The sequence below is a fragment of the Kitasatospora sp. NPDC058170 genome (assembly GCF_042883905.1).
Lineage (GTDB): Bacteria > Actinomycetota > Actinomycetes > Streptomycetales > Streptomycetaceae > Kitasatospora.
The window spans coordinates 182655-198386 of the sequence record NZ_JBHVUV010000012.1 but is presented as its reverse complement, the minus strand read 5'-3'; the positions used below and the strand labels follow the sequence as shown (position 1 = coordinate 198386).

The following is a 15732-nucleotide window of genomic DNA, read 5'->3' as shown; positions in this document are numbered from 1 at the left end:
GGTCCCACCGCCACCCGAGCCGCGCGGACCACCCTGGATGAGAATTGTCGGTGTGGACAAGAACGACGAGCGCCGGCGGCTGCTGGAGCGCTTTCCGACCGAGCGGGTCGCCACCGAGGCCGCCGCCGCCCTGGTGCGGGACGCACCGGCCTACGCGGGGCGCGACGAGGCGGGCGTCGCCGCGGAACTGCTGGCCGTCCTCGGGCCCGCCCTGACCTCGCTGCGGACGGGCGGCGGACTGTCGCCCCAGGAGGTCGGGCGTTTCGAGCGGTTCGGCGCACTGCGGGCCGAGCAGGGGATCGGGCTGGAGCCGCTGCTGGAGGCGTTCCGCCTGACCGCCCGCTGCGCCTTCGACGCCCTGTACGGGATGCTGCGCACCCACCCCGATCCGGCGCTGGCACTGGAGCTGACCAGCGACTTCTGGGTCAGCTCCGACCTGGTCTCGATGGCCGTGGTACGCGGCCACCGCGGCCACGAGGCCGACCGGCTGCGCGCCGACCAGGAGCAGCGCACGCTGCTGCTGCGGCAGCTGCTGCTGGGCGAGCTGCCGGCGGACTGGCTGCCGACCGCTGCCGGGGTGCTCGGCCTCGATGCGCGCGCGGAGTACCGGGTCTGCTACGCCGAACCCGGGACCGGCCAGGACGTCCGGGACGTCGAGCGGGCTCTGCGCGGCCACCTGGTCGTGCACCTGGCCGAGCCGGGCGTCCAACGGGTGGTCGGTCTGACCACGAACCGTACGCTCGCGACGGTGGCCGTGTCGGCGGGCATCGGCCCGGCCCGCCCGCTGGCGCGCCTGAACGAGTCCCTGGTCGAAGCCCGTCGGGCGAGCGGGCTGGCACTGGCCTTCGGACTGCGCCGCGCGGTAGCCGGTGACGAACTCCCCTTGCACGGGGCGGTGCTGGCGCAGCCGGAGGTCGGCGAGCGGCTCGCCGAGCGCTGTTTCGGGCACGTCGAGGGCGAGCGCCGCGCCACCCTCACGGCGACCCTGGACGCCTACCTCGGGGCCGACGCCAACGCCGACGCGGCGGCCGCCGTGCTCTTCGTGCACCCCAACACCCTGCGGTACCGCCTGCGCGGCTTCGCGGCCGCGACCGGCCTGGACCTGGCCCACCAGGAGGACGCGATGGCGGTCTGGTGGGCGCTGCGGCATCTGGAGGCCACCGGCCGGCGGTGAGGCCGCCGCCTCGGGGCCGCGCCCGCCGCGCCCGGGACGCCGCTGAGGGCGGGTAGCCGAGACACCCGCGGTACGAGCGGGGCGTTGTCGCCGCCGACAACTTCCGGGTGCCGAGAGCTGTCCCGCGCTCCATGGTCGGCGGGCGGCCCGGCCAGCAGAGTGGAAGGTGCCCGGGCGGCCGAACCCCCGCGATACCGTCCGGGCATCCCCGGGGGCCGGTGCACGCTTCGGCTCCCGTCCTGGCACCGGCCCCCGGCGGGTGTGCCAGTACCACCGGGCGGGGTGAACGGAGTTCCTCGGCGATGAACCGCCTCCTCACACAGCTCAAGCCGCGCCCGGCCGGCCCGGCCCCCGACCCGGCCACGGCCACGTCGCCGCGCCTCACCCGCCCGGCCCGCAGGCCGTGGCTGATCACCACCGTCGCAGGCCTGCTCGGCCTCCTCGCGGTGCTGTTCACCGTGCTGATGACGATCCCGGTGCCCACCACCGCGACCGCGCTCGCCACCCTCGCCGTCGACGGCGCCCAGGAGCTCACCCTGGTCGCCCTGGTGCTCGGCACCGGTCTGGCCGTGCTCGCCTGGCGCCGCCGGGCCCGTGCCGCCACCTGGATCGCCGCGGCGAGCGCCGTGCTGATGCTGGTCATGACGGCTGTCCCGGCCGTCGCCCTGTGGCGCACCGCGACCGCCGAGGGGACGCGGCTCTCGCTCGGCTCCTACCTCGGCCACGGGCTCTCCCTCGGCTCCGACCGCCCGAAGGACGTGCGGACCCACACCTACGCCACGGTCGACGGAACCGAGCTGAAGCTCGACCACCTCCCCGCCCACGGCCGCGCAGGCACGCACCCGGCCGTGGTCTACGTCCACGGCGGCGGCTGGAAGATCGGCGGCCGCGAGGACGGCTACCCGTGGGGCAAGTGGTTCACCGACCGGGGCTACGACTTCTTCACCGTCGACTACCGGCTGCTTCCGCACGCCGACTGGCGCAGCGGCGTGGGCGACGTGAAGGCCTCCGTCGGCTGGGTGCGGGACAACGCGGCCGCGCTCGGCGTCGACCCGGCCAGGATCAGCCTGTTCGGCGAGTCGGCCGGCGGCCACCTCGCGCTGATGGCCGCCTACACCGAGGGCGACCCGATGTTCCCTCCGACCGACCCGCACGGCGACACCTCGGTCCGTACGGTGCTCAGCTTCTACGGCACCACCGACTTCGACGACGCCGTCGCCCGCTCCACCGCCCCGGGCCTGATCCGCGACGCGACCCGCGAGTACATCGGCGGCACCGGGGAACAGCAACCCGAGCGCTGGTACGCGTCCTCCCCCGTTCACCACGTCCGGGCCGGACTGCCGCCCACGCTGAGCATCCACGGACAGGACGACCGGCTCATCCCCGCCTCCCAGCTGCACCTGCTCGACCGGGCCCTCGCGGGGGCAGGGGTCCCGCACCGCAGCGTCGAGCTCCCCTGGGCGAGCCACCTCTACGACCTCACCCGGGGAAACCTCGCCACCCAGATATCCGCCGGCGTGGTCGAGCAGTTCCAGCAGCAGTACGCCGGCTGAAGCAGTACACCGGCTGACCGGCACCAGAAAGGTTGGAGAACCATGACCCAGCAATTCGGCGACTACCAGAACGAGATCTACTTCGACGGGCTGGCCGGCGTGCTGCCGACGATGCCGATGACCTTCGCGGAGCTGGAGGCCCGGGCCCAGTCCGCACTGCCGCCGTCGGTGCTCTCCTACGTCGCGGGCGGGGCGGGCGACGAGGCCACCCAGCGGGCGAACGTCGCCGCCTTCGGCCGGTGGGGCCTGGTGCCGCGGATGATGGTCGGCGCGGCCCGCCGGGACCTGTCCGTGGACCTGTTCGGCATGCGCCTGCCCTCACCGCTGTTCATGGCGCCGGTCGGTGTGATCGGCCTGTGCGCCCAGGACGGCCACGGGGACCTCGCCACCGCCCGGGCCGCCGCCCGTACCGGGGTGCCGATGGTCGCCTCCACCCTGACCGTCGACCCGTTGGAGCAGGTGGCCGCCGAGTTCGGCGACACCCCCGGCTTCTTCCAGCTCTACACCCCCACCGACCGGGCCCTGGCCGAGAGCCTCGTCCACCGCGCGGAGGCCGCCGGCTACCGGGGCATCGTCGTCACCCTCGACACCTGGATCACCGGCTGGCGCCCCCGCGACCTCGCCGCCGGCAACTTTCCGCAGCTGCGCAACCACTGCCTGGCCAACTACACCTCCGACCCGGTCTTCCGGGCCCGGCTCGCCAAGGCGCCCGAGGAGGATCCGCAGGCCGCCGTCCTGGAGTGGGTGCGGGTCTTCGGCAACCCGCTGACCTGGGACGACCTGCCCTGGCTGCGCTCGCTCACCGACCTGCCGATCATCCTCAAGGGCATCTGCCACCCCGAGGACGTCCGCCGCGCCAGGGACGGCGGCATCGACGGCATCTACTGCTCCAACCACGGCGGCCGCCAGGCCAACGGCGGCCTGCCCGCCCTCGACGCCCTGCCCGGGGTCGTCGAGGCCGCCGACGGCCTGCCGGTGCTGTTCGACTCGGGGGTGCGCTCCGGTGCCGACGTCGTCAAGGCCCTGGCGCTCGGCGCCACCGCCGTCGGCGTGGGGCGCCCGTACGCCTACGGCCTGGCCCTGGAGGGTACGAACGGCATCGTGCACGTCCTGCGCGCCCTGCTCGCCGAGGCCGACCTGATCATGGCCGTCGACGGCTACCCCACCCTCGCCGACCTCAGGCGCGAGGCGCTGGTCCGGGTCTGAGGCCGCCCGTCCGGGCCTGGCCGGGAGCTCTCCCGACCAGGCCCGGACACCTCTGTCAGCGCAGCGGGCCGGCGAACTCCACCAGCAGCCTGTTGACCGCCTCCGGTTCGTCCACGTGGGCCGGGTGTCCCGCTCCCGGCACCACGGCGGCCCGGGCGAGCGGGCTGAGCGCGGCAGTGGCACCGGCGTGTCCGGACGGCCAGAACTGGCTCTGCTCCCCCGCGACGATCAGCGCCGGGACGGTGATCCTGGCGACCACGTCCCGCCAGTCCTGGCAGGCGTGGTCGAACATCAGCGGGAAGGTGTCCGGGGTGATGTCCCGGACCGCGCCCCTGCCGCCCGCCGCCCGGATCTTCGCGTCGACCTCCTCCTCGCTCTGCCAGGCGCGGCCGTGCCCGGTGCCGAGCACGTTCGCCGGGTCGAGGAGGAACGTCCCCACGTTCTCCATCGTCAGGCCGTAGAAGCCGTTGCCCCAGCCCGGATCGTTGATCATCTTCGGGCTCTGGTCGATCGTGACGATCCCGGCCAGCCGCTCGCAGCCGAAGAGGCTCGCGTACGCCCAGATGTGGGAGGCCCCCATCGACTGACCGACCAGCAGCACGCCGTCCAGGCCGAGGTGCGCCAGCAGTTCCCCCACGTCCTGGCCGCCACGCGACATCCGCAACCCGTACGGCGGGCGGTCCGAACCGCCCGCCCAGCGGCGGTCCAGCGAGACGACGCGGTACCCGGCCCCGCGCAGCGCGCCCCACTGCAGCGCCCAGTCGTCGGCGGGCTGTCCGTAGCCCGAGATCAGGACGACGGGGCGGCCTTCGCCCTCGTCGTAGTAGTGCAGCGAGACATCGTCGGTGGTGACGAAACGCGGCATGGGCCGACCTCCAGATCATGAGCAGGAAGAGGGACAGGAGGCATCCGGTGCCCACCCGTAGGCGCTGTGCACTTGTCGACGGCGGCGGTTCCCGGCACCCGGCCCCCGGTCCGTCAGCCATGGTCCGCAGCGCCGCCGGGAGGGGCTCCGGGAGTGCTCCGGGAGGGGCTCCGGGGCGCGACGGCCCGGCCCGGCCACGACCCGCCGCCGAATCGAGTGTGGGTCACAACCGAGGAGCGCGCCATGCGTCGCGACCGGGCGCCGGGCCCCGGCACCCGGGCCGCCTCCGCGCCGGGCGTTACCGCTTGACAGGGTGCGTAATACTGTAACGCGCATCACCCGGGCGCCGCCGGAGCGGGCAGCCCCGCGGGCCCGGCGGGTCCCTCTCCCAGCAGCTCGGAGCACCACATGCACCCCTTCCTCGACCAGCCGGGGCCGCTCGCCTTCGCGCACCGGGGCGGCGACCTCGGCCACCCCGAGAACTCGCTGGCGGCGTTCGAGGCCGCCGTGGCCCTCGGGTACCGCTACCTGGAGACGGATGTGCACGCCACCCTCGACGGCGTGCTGGTGGCGTTCCACGACTCCCGCCTCGACCGGGTCACCGACCGCACCGGAGCGGTGGCCGAACTGCCCTGGGGCACCGTCAGCCGGGCCCGGATCGGCGGGACCGAGCCGGTCCCGCTGCTGGAGGACCTGCTCGGCACCTTCCCCGCGGCCCGCTTCAACATCGACGTCAAGGCGGCCCCGGCAATCGGGCCGCTGATCGAGGCGGTCCGCCGGACCAACGCCTGGGACCGGGTCTGCGTCGGCGGCTTCTCCGACAGCCGCCTCGCCGCCGTCCGCGCCGCCGCCGGCCCCCGGCTGGCCACCTCGCTCGGCCCGCGCGAGGTGGCCCGGCTGCGGCTGCGCTCACTGGCCGGGCCGCTGCTGCGGGGGCGCGGGGCACCGTTCGCCGGGGTGTGCGCGCAGGTGCCGGAGCGGCACCGGGGCGTGCGGGTCGTCGACCGGGCCTTCGTCCGCGCCGCCCACCGCCTCGGCCTGCAGGTGCACGTCTGGACCGTGGACGATCCCACCCGGATCAGGGCTCTCCTGGACCTCGGTGTGGATGGCATCATGGCCGATCGCATCGACGTCCTGCGGGACGTCCTCGGCGAGCGCGGCTGCTGGACCGACGGCAGCACCGGCTCCGACACCGTGACAGGATCCTCATGACCACCACGGCCCCCCTGCCGGACCACCCGGCGACCGCGACCGACGACCGCGCCCTGCGCCGGATGCAGTTCGGCTGGTACATCAACGACTGGGCCAACGCCGCCTTCTCGGCCACCGTCCTGACGGTGTTCCTCGGGCCGTACCTGACCTCGGTGGCCAAGAACGCCGCCGACGCGGCCGGCGACGTGCACCCGCTCGGCCTCTCGATCCGCGCGGGGTCGTTCTTCCCGTACACGGTCTCCTTCTCCGTGCTGCTCTCCGTCGCGGTGATGCTGCTGACCGGGACGGTCGCCGACCGCACCGGGCGGCACAAGGAGCTGATGTGCGGCTCCGCCTACGTCGGCGCGGTCGCCACGATGGGGATGTTCCTCCTCGACGGCGACCGCTACCTGCTCGGCGGCGCGCTGCTGGTGGTCGCCAACATCGCGTACGCGGTGTCGGTCGCCCTCTCCTACGCCTACCTCCCGGGCCTGGCCGCCCCCGACGAGCGCGACGCGGTCTCCTCCAAGGGCTGGGCGTACGGGTACGCGGGCGGCGGGCTGCTGCTGATCGCCAACCTGGCGCTGTTCGAGGGCCACGACGCGCTCGGCCTGTCCTCCGGGACGGCCGTGCGGATCTGCCTGGCCTCGGCCGGCCTGTGGTGGGCGCTGTTCACCGTCGTCCCGATGCTGCGGCTGCCGTCCCGGGCCGGGGCGGCCCCCGAGCGGGCCGCGGCCGCGGCGGACCGGTCCACCACCGGCAGTCTGCGCGAACTCGGCCGCACCCTGCGCGGCATGCGCCAGTACCCGCTCACGCTGCTCTACCTGGGCGCCTTCCTCTGCTACAACGACGGCATCCAGACCGTCGTCTCCCAGGCCTCGCTCTACGGCAGCGAGGAGCTCGGCATGGACCAGACCTCGCTGGTCATCGCCGTCCTCCTGGTCCAGATCGTCGCGATCGGCGGCGCACTGCTCCTCGGCCGGATAGCCAGCCGCTACGGCGCCAAGCGGACCGTCCTCGGCTCCCTGGTCGGCTGGGTCGTCACCCTGGCCCTCGGGTACCTGATGCCCGCCCACCAGCCCGCCTGGTTCTTCGCGCTGGCCTGCATGATCGGCCTGGTGCTCGGGGGCAGCCAGGCGCTCTCCCGCTCGCTCTTCTCCCACCTCATCCCGGCCGGCCGGGAGGCCGAGTACTTCAGCGTCTACAAGGTCAGCGACCGCGGCACCAGCTGGATGGGCCCGCTGGTCTTCGGCCTCGCCTACCAGATCACCGGCAGCTACCGCTCGGCGATCATCTCCCTGCTGGTGTTCTTCGTGATCGGCTTCGCCGTGCTGGCGAAGGTCCCCGTCCGCCGCGCCATCGAGGCCGTCGGCAACCCCGTCCCGGAACGCCTCTGACGACCCGGTGACGGCGCCGGCCGGGCACCGGCGGGCGGCCGCTCCCATGACTAAGCCATCGACATATCTAAACTGCTGATCTATGGTCGCGGCATGGCAGACCGTCACCTACACGAGCCGACACGGCTCGTACTCACCGCGCTCGCCGACACGCCCCGGCACGGCTACGCGATCCTCCAGGAAGTCCTGACGATCACCGAAGGCCGGACCAGGATGCTCACCGGCACCCTGTACACGGCACTGGACCGCCTGCTCCAGCAGGGCCTCATCCGGATCGACCGGGAAGAGGTCGTGGCCGGGCGCCTGCGCCGCACCTTCGCGCTGACCGAGCACGGCCGGCACACACTGACCGAGGAGACGGAACGGCTGCGCGCCGGCGCGGCCGAGGCCGAGCGCCGGCTCGCCCTCGGCGCCCCTCGGCCCAAGCTCCGCACGAACCGGGGGACAGCATGACCGACTCGCCCGCCTCCGCTCCCGCCCTGCTGCGCCGGCTCCCCCTCACCGGCCTCTACCCGGCCGGGTACCGCGCCGCACACGGCGAGGAGATCACCGCCGTCTTCGCCGAGGCCCTCCAGCGCGCCGACCCCCGCACCGCCCTGCGCGAGTGGGCCGCCCTCGCCGCGCACGCCGTGCGGCTGCGCACCCGGCTCAGCTCCAGCGATCCCGCGGGCCGGATCCTCGCCGGTGCCGCACCGTTCCTGCTGGCCGGCGCGGCCGCCCTGGGCGCGGTCCAGCTGCTGATCGGGCTCCTGCTCGGCGGCTCCGCCACGGACACCGACTGGGCGGTGGGCACCGCGCAGACCGCTCCCTGGGTCCTCGCCCTGGTGTGCGCCGCCCTCGGCCGCTGGGCCCCGGCCCGGGCGCTGGTCCTGGCGGCGGTCGCGACCGGGACCGCCGTCGCCGTGGCGGCGCTGTTCCACCCGACGGCGGCCTTCACCCAGTACTCCGAACTGCTCGGGCTCTGGGCCGTCACGGGTGTCCTGGTGCTGATCGCGCCGCCGGACGCCGTCGACCTCTCCCGACGGGGCCGCTCCTGGGCGGTCGGCTCCGCCGTCGCCATCGCGCTGCCGATGAGCGGCATCGCCCTCTTCTGGATCGGCACCTGGCCCGAGGAGTACCCGAACGTCCTCTTCCCGCCCAGCACCCAGGCCCTGCTCGACGCCTCCACCGCCTGGCCGGTCCTGGTGTTGAGCCTCGTCTACCTCGTGCGCCTCGGGAGGCCGAACACCGACCCCCTGCAGGCCGGCGGCGTCGCACTGGCCGTCCTGCCCTGGACGCTGATGGTCGCCCCGCCGCTCTACCGGAGCACCCCGGTCGACGCCCCCGACCTGCTCCGCAACGCCGGCGTGGTCCTCGCCCTCCTGGCCACGGCCACCGCCGCCGGCATCCTGCGCCGCACCAGCCGGCGCGCCCGCCTCACCGGACCGGTCGGACCGGTCGGACCGCGGGCATCCGACCCGGCGGCCTAGGCCGTCCGGCCGACCGACGGTCAGGGGCGCGGCGGCCCGGCGTGGCGGGGCGCCGGGCCCGCCTCAGGCCGGGCCGTCCGTGTGCAGGAGGTCCCTGGCGCGGGCGGCCAGGCCGTCGGCGCCGCAGTGGGTGGCCAGCTCCAGCCCGCGGGTCAGGGCGGTGCGGGCGGTGGGCGCGGTGCCCAGCGCCTCGCCCAGGTCGACCAGGGCGATCGCGTGCTCGTAGCGGGCGGGTGACCGTTCCAGGTGCCGGACGGCGTCCGTGAGCAACTCGACCGCGCGCGGCCGGTCGTGCACCGCCGCGCTGAGCCGCAGGGTGCTGCCGACGGCCGAGTCCGTCCCGGACTCCCGGGCCCGGCGAACGGCCTCCCCCGCGAGCTCGCGGGCCCGGTCCGGCTGGTCGGGGGCGACCGCGCGCGCCAGGTGCCCGAGCCACGGCGCCCACACCGTGTTGCGCCACCCGCGCGCGTCCAGGGCCGCCCCGGCGGCGGTCAGCGTCGCGGCCGCGCCGGGCGCGTCCCCCCGGGCCAGCAGGAGGCGGCCGTACAGCGTGGGGGCGTCGGGCAGCACCATCACGGTCGGGTACGGCGGGCCGAAGGCGTACCGGTCCGCGAGCTCCAGGGCCTCGGCGACCCGGCCGCGGGCGGCGAGGGTCTCGGCCAGTGCCCCGACCGCGTCCCAGTGCAGCGGGGCCCCCGGGCCGATCCGTGCGGCGAGGCGCAGGGCCCGGCGCAGGTAGTCCTCCGCCTCCGCCAGGGCACCGCAGCGGAAGCGGAGCATGCCGGTCAGCAGGTAGGCGAAGCCGAGGTGGCCGCCGCTCCACCCGGCGACCTCGTACGCGCGGACCGCCTCGGTGAACAGCTCCTCCGCCCGGTCGACCCGGTCGGCGTAGAGGTAGCTGATGCCGAGGATCCCGGGCAGCTCGAACCCCCAGGTGGTGTTGGTCCAGCCGAGGCTGCGGGGCAGCCGGCCGCCCGGCAGCGCGGACTCGGCCAGGGCGATCGCCTCCTCGCGGTCCGCGCCGCGCAGCGTGAGGTCCCAGCAGCGCAGCACGGCCACCGCGTGGTTCAGGCCGTCGCGTTCGAACAGCACCTCGTCCGGAGTCCGCTCGCCGAGGGGTTCGGGGTCGGTGAAGGCCAGGCCGATCGTGCCGAGCGTCCGGTCGAACTCCGCGAGCCGCCGGGAGCGGCCCGGGCCGTCCTCGTCCTCGAACTGGAACGCGGCGAACATGAAGTGGGCGACCTCCAGGCGCAGGCGGCCCGGTCCGGGCCGGGTGCGGGCGGCCTCCTCGGCGCACACCGCGGCGGCCTCGCCGAGCCGGTTGCTGTGGGCGAGGGCCTGGGCGAGCCGGAAGGTCGCGTCCACCCTGAGCTCGGGGCCCAGCCCGTACGGGTCCGCGAGCGCCAGGCGCAGCTGGTTGACCGTGGTCGCCGGGTCGGTGAGCAGTGCCGAGCAGCCGAGTTCGTAGAGCACCGCGGCCCGGTCCTCGTCGGCGGGCGGTTCGCTGATGGCGCGGCGCAGGCAGCGCTGGGCCGCCTCGGGCGCGCCGATCGCCAGGTGCTCGCGGGCGGCCCGGCGCAGCTTGCCGACGATCGCGCCGTCCCCCTCGGGCAGGGTCTCCAGCAGGTGCCGGGATGCCGTCAGCAGACCGAGGCCGGCGTTCTCGGTCTCGACGGCGGCGACCCCGTGCATCCCGGTCCGGATGGCCGGCGGCAGCGACTGGTAGACCGAGGTGGCGATCAGCGGGTGGAGGAACTCCAGCCGGCCCGCCGACGTGCTGGTCAGCACCCCGTGCCCGCGCAGCTCCCGGATCGACTGGGCGGCGGTGTCCGGGCCCTGGGCGCAGATGACGGCGGCGAGCTCCGGGCGGATGTCGGTGCCCAGCATGGACGCGGCCCAGGCGAACCGCAGCGTGGTCGGGCCGAGCTTGCCCAGCCAGTGCCGGAGCGTCATCCCGCGTGCGCCTGCGGCGAGTTCGCGCAGTTGTGCGGTGCTCTCCTCGACCGGGTCGAGCCGCTGGTCGAGCACCTCGCGCAGCAGGGCGGTGGTCTCGTACGGGTTTCCGGCGGTGACCGCCCAGACGTGTCGGCAGAAGGCGTCCTCCGCCTGCGCGCCCAGGGCCGCGCGAACCAGCCGGGCGACCGAGGCCGGCTGGAGTGGCCGCAGTTCGTGCCGCCGGTCGGCCCGGCCGACGAGGCCGCGCTGCAGCGTCAGGGCGTCGTCGGGGAACTCGTCGCGGCAGGCGAGCACGAGCAGGGCGGGCAGCTCCCGTGCGCGCACCGCGAAGCCCGCCAGCCAGCCGAGCGACTCCGGATCGGCCCAGTGCAGGTCGTCGACGATCACGGCCACCGGCGAGTGCCGCTGCACGAGGTGGGTGAGCACGAAGTCCAGGCCGTCCCGCACCCCCTGGGGGTCGAGCTGCCCTGCGGGCGGCAGCAGCCCCACCGCCGGACCGACGATGTCCTCCCACGGCCCGAAGGCCTGCGCCCGCTCCTCCGCGGACAGGGCCGCCAGCACCGGCTGCACCAGCTGGCGCACCACGCGGAACGGCTCGTGGCGCTGCCGCTCCCCGCCCCGGGCGAACAGCACCGTGCACCCCGCGCGCCTCGCCTGCCGCCGCACCTCGGTCAGCACCGCGGTCTTGCCCAGCCCGGCCGTGCCGGTGTAGAGCAGCAGCTCCCCCGTCCCCGCACCGGCGGGCCGGACGAGCGCCTCGACCGCCTGCCCGGCCGACCGGATCTCGGCCTCGCGCTCGTGCAGCGGACAGCCGTCCCTGCCCGCTCCGCCGCCACCCCCCGCCGTGGGCTTGCCTTCGGCCACCGTCGCCTCCAATTCACCGTTCCGCGGCCGTCGTTACCGATCCCGAGGCTACTGCCGATCGGACCGTCCCGGTGCCGGCTTGCCGTTCCCGCCGCCCGTGCGGCAGAGTGCCCGCCCCGGCCGGGCGGCACCGGGGCGGCGGGCCCGGAGCAGCGGTGGAGGAGGGCCTGCGCCGCGCGCCCCGGGCACCCGCCGGCACCCGCCGGGGCGGGGCCGGACGGGAGGGCCGTTCGCCGAGCGGCACGACGGTCTTGTATGGTTCCTGGCGAATCATCCAGAGGGGTGGAGGGACCGGCCCTACGAAGCCCCGGCAACTCCCCGGCCGCATCGGCGCCCGACCACGGGCCCGACCACCGGGATCAGTGCCAACTCCGGTCCGTCGCCAACGTGGCGCCGGACAAGATGAGGAGAATGCGGTGCTCTCTCTGCCGTCCGTCCCCGGGGCCCCACGCGCCCTGTCCCGGCCCGCCCGGGCCGCCGCGCCCGACGCCACCGGCGCGTGGGCGTCCGCGCACACGTCGCGCGGCGGGCCGTTCCCGATGCCCCGCAGCACCTGGCGCCCGGCACCCCGGTCGACGACGACCGCCCCGGCCCGGGGCGCCGCGCCCGCACCCGCCACGCCCACACCCGCCACGCCCGCACCCGCCACGGGCGCCCGAACGCGCTGACCGGACCGGACCCCCGGCACGACCGGCGCCCCACCCGCAGGCCCGCACCCCGGGGACCAGCGGCGGCCGGCCCGCGCCGCGGTCCGCGGCCGCCCGGCTCCCCCGCCGCGACGGCTCCCGGCCCTCCGCGCCCTCCCCCACTCCCCTCCCGCGCCGACGGGCGGCCCGCGACGACGCGGGACGCACCGTGCCCGGCACACCGCCGACGGCGCCGCGCGCCGGTGCCCCCGGCTGCCCACACGCAGTCGGCCGGCCACCGCGCGCTTCACGGAAAGAGACTCGGTACTACCCATGGACAACACCAGCGGCGTCGGCGTCCTCGACAAGGCCACTCTGGTGCTGAGCGCACTGGAGTCGGGCCCCGCCACGTTGGCGGGTCTCGTCGCCGCCACCGGTCTGGCGCGGCCCACGGCCCACCGGCTCGCCGTCGCACTCGAACACCACCGACTGGTCACCAGGGACATGCAGGGCCGGTTCATCCTCGGCCCCCGTCTCTCCGAACTCTCCGCCGCGGCGGGCGAGGACCGGCTGCTCGCCACCGCGGGCCCGGTCCTGACCCACCTGCGCGACGTCACCGGCGAGAGCGCACAGCTCTACCGCCGGCAGGGCGAGGTACGGATCTGCGTCGCCGCCGCCGAGCGGCTCTCCGGTCTGCGGGACACCGTCCCGGTCGGCACCACCCTGCCGATGAAGGCCGGCTCCGCCGCCCAGGTCCTGCTCGCGTGGGAGGAGCCCGAGCGCCTCCACCGCGGCCTGCAGGGCGCCCGCTTCACCGCCACCGCCCTCAGCGGTGTCCGGCGCCGCGGCTGGGCGCAGTCGATCGGCGAGCGCGAACTGGGCGTGGCCTCCGTCTGCGCACCCGTCCGCGGCCCCTCCAACCGCGTGGTCGCCGCCGTCTCCGTCTCCGGCCCGATCGAGCGCCTGACCCGGCACCCCGGGCCGCTGCACGCCCAGGCGGTCATCGAAGCGGCCCACCACCTGAGCGAGGCGCTCCGCCGGGCGTGACCACCGGGCGCCGTACGGCGTTCGTACGGCGTCCGCCCCCCGGCCCGGGCGCGGGGTGACCGACGGCGCCCCCGGGTGGAAACGGGCGGTATGCGAGCATATCCGCCATGTTCAGCACATCCCCGCCCGACCAGGGCACCGGCTCCCCCGCCGATCCGCGCCGCCGCCTCCTGCTGGAACTCGGCGCGGGCCTGTTGAGCGGAGGCCTGCCCGTCCACGACGTGGAGGAGGAACTGCGCGGGCTCGGCCGGGCCCTGGGAGCACCCGACGTCCGGGTCGCCGCCCTGACCACCGGGCTGTTCGTCGCGCTGAGCGCGGACGAGGCCGCCGCCTTCGAACCGGTCGGCGCCGCCCTGCGGTTCGAGCAGACCGCCGACCTCCTCGACGTGGTGCACCGGCTGCGCACGGGCGGTCTCGACGGGCACCGGGCGCTGCGCGACCTGGACGCGATCCGCCGGGCGCCCGCCCGCTGGCCCACCTGGGTCGCGGACCTCGGGATGCTGCCGGTCGGCGTGGGGCTCTGCCTCTACCTGCAACCGGTGACGGCGAACGTCCTCGCCTCCGCGGTCGGCTCACTGCTCGTGGTGGGCCTCACCATGACGGCCCGCCGGCTGCCGCAGCTGCGGCCGCTGCTGCCGGTCACCGCCGGCTTCCTCGTCTCCGTCCTCGTCCTCGGGGCCGCCCGGGCCGGGCTGCTGGAGGGACCGCTGCGCACGATCGTCGCCACCCTGGCGATCCTGCTGCCGGGCGGCCTCCTGGTGACCGGGCTGTCGGAGATCGCCGCGGGCGCGGCCAGCGCGGGTACGGCCCGGCTGATGTCCGGCGCGGTCCAGCTCGCGCTCTTCCTCACCGGCGTGGTGGCCGCCGCCACCGCCACCGGCGTGCCCGCCTCCGCCCTGGCCAACACCCAGGTGGCCACGCCCGGCCGGTGGCTGGTGTGCCTGGGGCTGGCCCTCGCGGTGGCCGGCGTCGTGGTCAACGTCAACACCCCGCCGCCCGCCATCCCCTGGATCGTCGCGGTGATCGCGGTGACCGCCGCCGTCCAGGTCACGGTGACCTCCACCAACGGCGCGGCGATCGGCGGCCTGGCCGGGGCCGTCACCGCCGCGGCGGCAGCCACCGTCGCGCACTGGCTGCGGCGCGGCTCGTCCTGGCAGGTGCTCTACCTGCCCGCCTTCTGGATCGTGGTGCCCGGCTCCTTCGGCCTGCTCAACACCGCGCAGATCGAGGTGGGCAACGGGGCGCAGGCCGTACTCACCGCGGTGTCGGCCCTGTTCGGCGTCTCGGTCGGCACCCTGATCGGCTCGGTGATCAGCCGGGTGCCGCGCCCGACGGCCGCCCTGCCGCGGCGACGGCCCTGAGTCCGGCGGGCGCCGCCGGCACCGCGGGTGCCGCGAGCACGGCGGGCCCGCCGCTCCCTCACGAGCCGGCGGTGGCCGCCTCCAGGGTGGTCGCCATGACCGGGCTGGTGAAGGTGTTCGTCGCGTCCCCCGTGGAGGGGTGGTAGGAGCCCCACTTGAGGTAGTTGCGGTCGCCGTCCCAGGTGGTGCCCTTGAAGGTGCCCGAGCCGGTGGTGAAGGTCTGCTTCACGCCGTCGAACCAGAAGTCGATGGTGCCGTCGGTGCGGCCCAGGCGGATCTTCAGCGCGTAGGAGTGCCACGTGTTGTTGGCGGTCGGCGCGGTCCAGAGCGTGTGCGCGACGTGCTCGGTGTCCCACTCCTGGAGGCGGATGCGCCCGGTCGTCGCGTCGATCTCGATCGGGTGGTTCGCCGTGTCGGTGCTCGGCGAGCACTTGAGCTGGAAGACGTAGCGGCTGTTCGCGTCCTTGATGTCCACCTTCGACGACCAGCCGAGGTAGAAGGTGTCGCCCTGCTTCAGGTCGGGGCCGACCGTCTCGCAGCGCTCCTCGCCCGCGGCCTGGAACGCCCGCCAGACACTGCCCTTGGCGGAGTCCTTGACGACGCCGAAGCCGCCCGCCGCGCACTGCACGGCGTTGAAGGAGGACGGGCCCTTGCCGGTGCTCGGGGTCCACAGGACCTTGCCCGGCACGGCGGCGGAGCTGCTGGCGGTGACTGCGCCGCAGGAGATCGCGAGCGTGGTGAGGGCCACGACGCCGACGGTGGTCCTGCGGCGGTGGGACAGAGGGGACATGCCTCTCCCTGGGTCGATGGTCGATGAGTGGCCGGAACGGACACCGTCCGGGCCGATCGGCCCGGACGTACGGATCGATTCGACCACCTGACGAACCGTCGGGCCAAGCAGACCGACCGGCAGAGGCCCTTTCGGGCAACTCCACCGGTCGGCTGCGGGCACCGCTGCGGGGGCTCCCGGGCGGACTGTCCGGGGCAGGGGGTTCCGGGCGGGGGTGCCGCCGCAGGGCCTGC

Annotated in this window: 12 protein-coding genes and 1 riboswitch; of the genes, 9 read left to right on the top strand and 3 right to left on the bottom strand. The window is 75.3% G+C overall.

The genetic code is table 11. From position 1 onward, the window contains the following. The first annotated feature begins 52 nt into the window (after positions 1-52). The 3 genes from ACFVVX_RS16015 to ACFVVX_RS16005 all read left to right on the top strand — a co-directional run bounded on the left by ACFVVX_RS16015 (position 53) and on the right by ACFVVX_RS16005 (position 3933). On the top strand, positions 53-1174 hold the full coding sequence (locus ACFVVX_RS16015) for a helix-turn-helix domain-containing protein (protein ID WP_387945754.1): 1122 nt from the start codon (positions 53-55) through the stop codon (positions 1172-1174). A gap of 302 nt (positions 1175-1476) precedes the next feature. Then, the gene (locus tag ACFVVX_RS16010; protein WP_387945752.1) at positions 1477-2727 is read left to right on the top strand and encodes an alpha/beta hydrolase fold domain-containing protein; all 1251 of its coding nucleotides are present in this window, start codon (positions 1477-1479) and stop codon (positions 2725-2727) included. A gap of 42 nt (positions 2728-2769) precedes the next feature. Next, positions 2770-3933: an alpha-hydroxy-acid oxidizing protein gene (locus ACFVVX_RS16005; RefSeq protein WP_387945750.1), complete on the top strand. Its 1164-nt coding sequence runs from the start codon at positions 2770-2772 to the stop codon at positions 3931-3933. 55 nt (positions 3934-3988) lie between these two features. Here the strand turns inward: ACFVVX_RS16005 and ACFVVX_RS16000 are convergent, their stop codons facing one another. After that, entirely contained in the window at positions 3989-4798 is an 810-nt protein-coding gene (locus ACFVVX_RS16000; protein WP_387945748.1) for an alpha/beta fold hydrolase, read from the bottom strand. Positions 4799-5206: 408 nt separating this feature from the next. Here ACFVVX_RS16000 and ACFVVX_RS15995 point away from each other — a divergent pair, with 408 nt between their 5' ends. The 4 genes from ACFVVX_RS15995 (at position 5207) to ACFVVX_RS15980 (ending at position 8855) form a co-directional block, all read left to right on the top strand. Continuing rightward, positions 5207-6010 (top strand): glycerophosphodiester phosphodiesterase, encoded by an 804-nt coding sequence (locus ACFVVX_RS15995; protein ID WP_387945746.1) that lies wholly within the window; start codon positions 5207-5209, stop codon positions 6008-6010. Continuing rightward, on the top strand, positions 6007-7386 hold the full coding sequence (locus ACFVVX_RS15990) for an MFS transporter (protein ID WP_387945744.1): 1380 nt from the start codon (positions 6007-6009) through the stop codon (positions 7384-7386). The genes ACFVVX_RS15995 and ACFVVX_RS15990 overlap by 4 nt, the downstream gene beginning before the upstream one ends. A 93-nt stretch (positions 7387-7479) precedes the next feature. Beyond that, positions 7480-7839, top strand: a complete 360-nt coding sequence (locus ACFVVX_RS15985) for a PadR family transcriptional regulator (protein WP_387945742.1) — start codon at positions 7480-7482, stop codon at positions 7837-7839. Next, positions 7836-8855: a hypothetical protein gene (locus ACFVVX_RS15980; RefSeq protein WP_387945740.1), complete on the top strand. Its 1020-nt coding sequence runs from the start codon at positions 7836-7838 to the stop codon at positions 8853-8855. The genes ACFVVX_RS15985 and ACFVVX_RS15980 overlap by 4 nt, the downstream gene beginning before the upstream one ends. 63 nt (positions 8856-8918) lie before the next feature. Here the strand turns inward: ACFVVX_RS15980 and ACFVVX_RS15975 are convergent, their stop codons facing one another. Then, positions 8919-11675, bottom strand: coding sequence for an ATP-binding protein (locus tag ACFVVX_RS15975; protein ID WP_387945738.1), 2757 nt, complete (start codon positions 11673-11675; stop codon positions 8919-8921). Between the two features lie 267 nt (positions 11676-11942). Then, positions 11943-12084: riboswitch (SAM riboswitch) on the top strand. A 550-nt stretch (positions 12085-12634) separates the two neighbouring features. On the opposite strand from ACFVVX_RS15975, the gene ACFVVX_RS15970 reads away from it, so the two are divergent. Both ACFVVX_RS15970 and ACFVVX_RS15965 read left to right on the top strand, forming a co-directional pair. Then, positions 12635-13348, top strand: a complete 714-nt coding sequence (locus ACFVVX_RS15970) for an IclR family transcriptional regulator (protein WP_387945736.1) — start codon at positions 12635-12637, stop codon at positions 13346-13348. A 107-nt stretch (positions 13349-13455) separates the two neighbouring features. Continuing rightward, a complete protein-coding gene (locus ACFVVX_RS15965) occupies positions 13456-14709 on the top strand; it encodes a threonine/serine exporter family protein (RefSeq protein ID WP_387945734.1) in 1254 nt (417 codons plus the stop codon). A gap of 58 nt (positions 14710-14767) precedes the next feature. Here the strand turns inward: ACFVVX_RS15965 and ACFVVX_RS15960 are convergent, their stop codons facing one another. Beyond that, entirely contained in the window at positions 14768-15499 is a 732-nt protein-coding gene (locus ACFVVX_RS15960; protein ID WP_387945732.1) for a heparin lyase I family protein, read from the bottom strand. Positions 15500-15732: the final 233 nt, after the last annotated feature.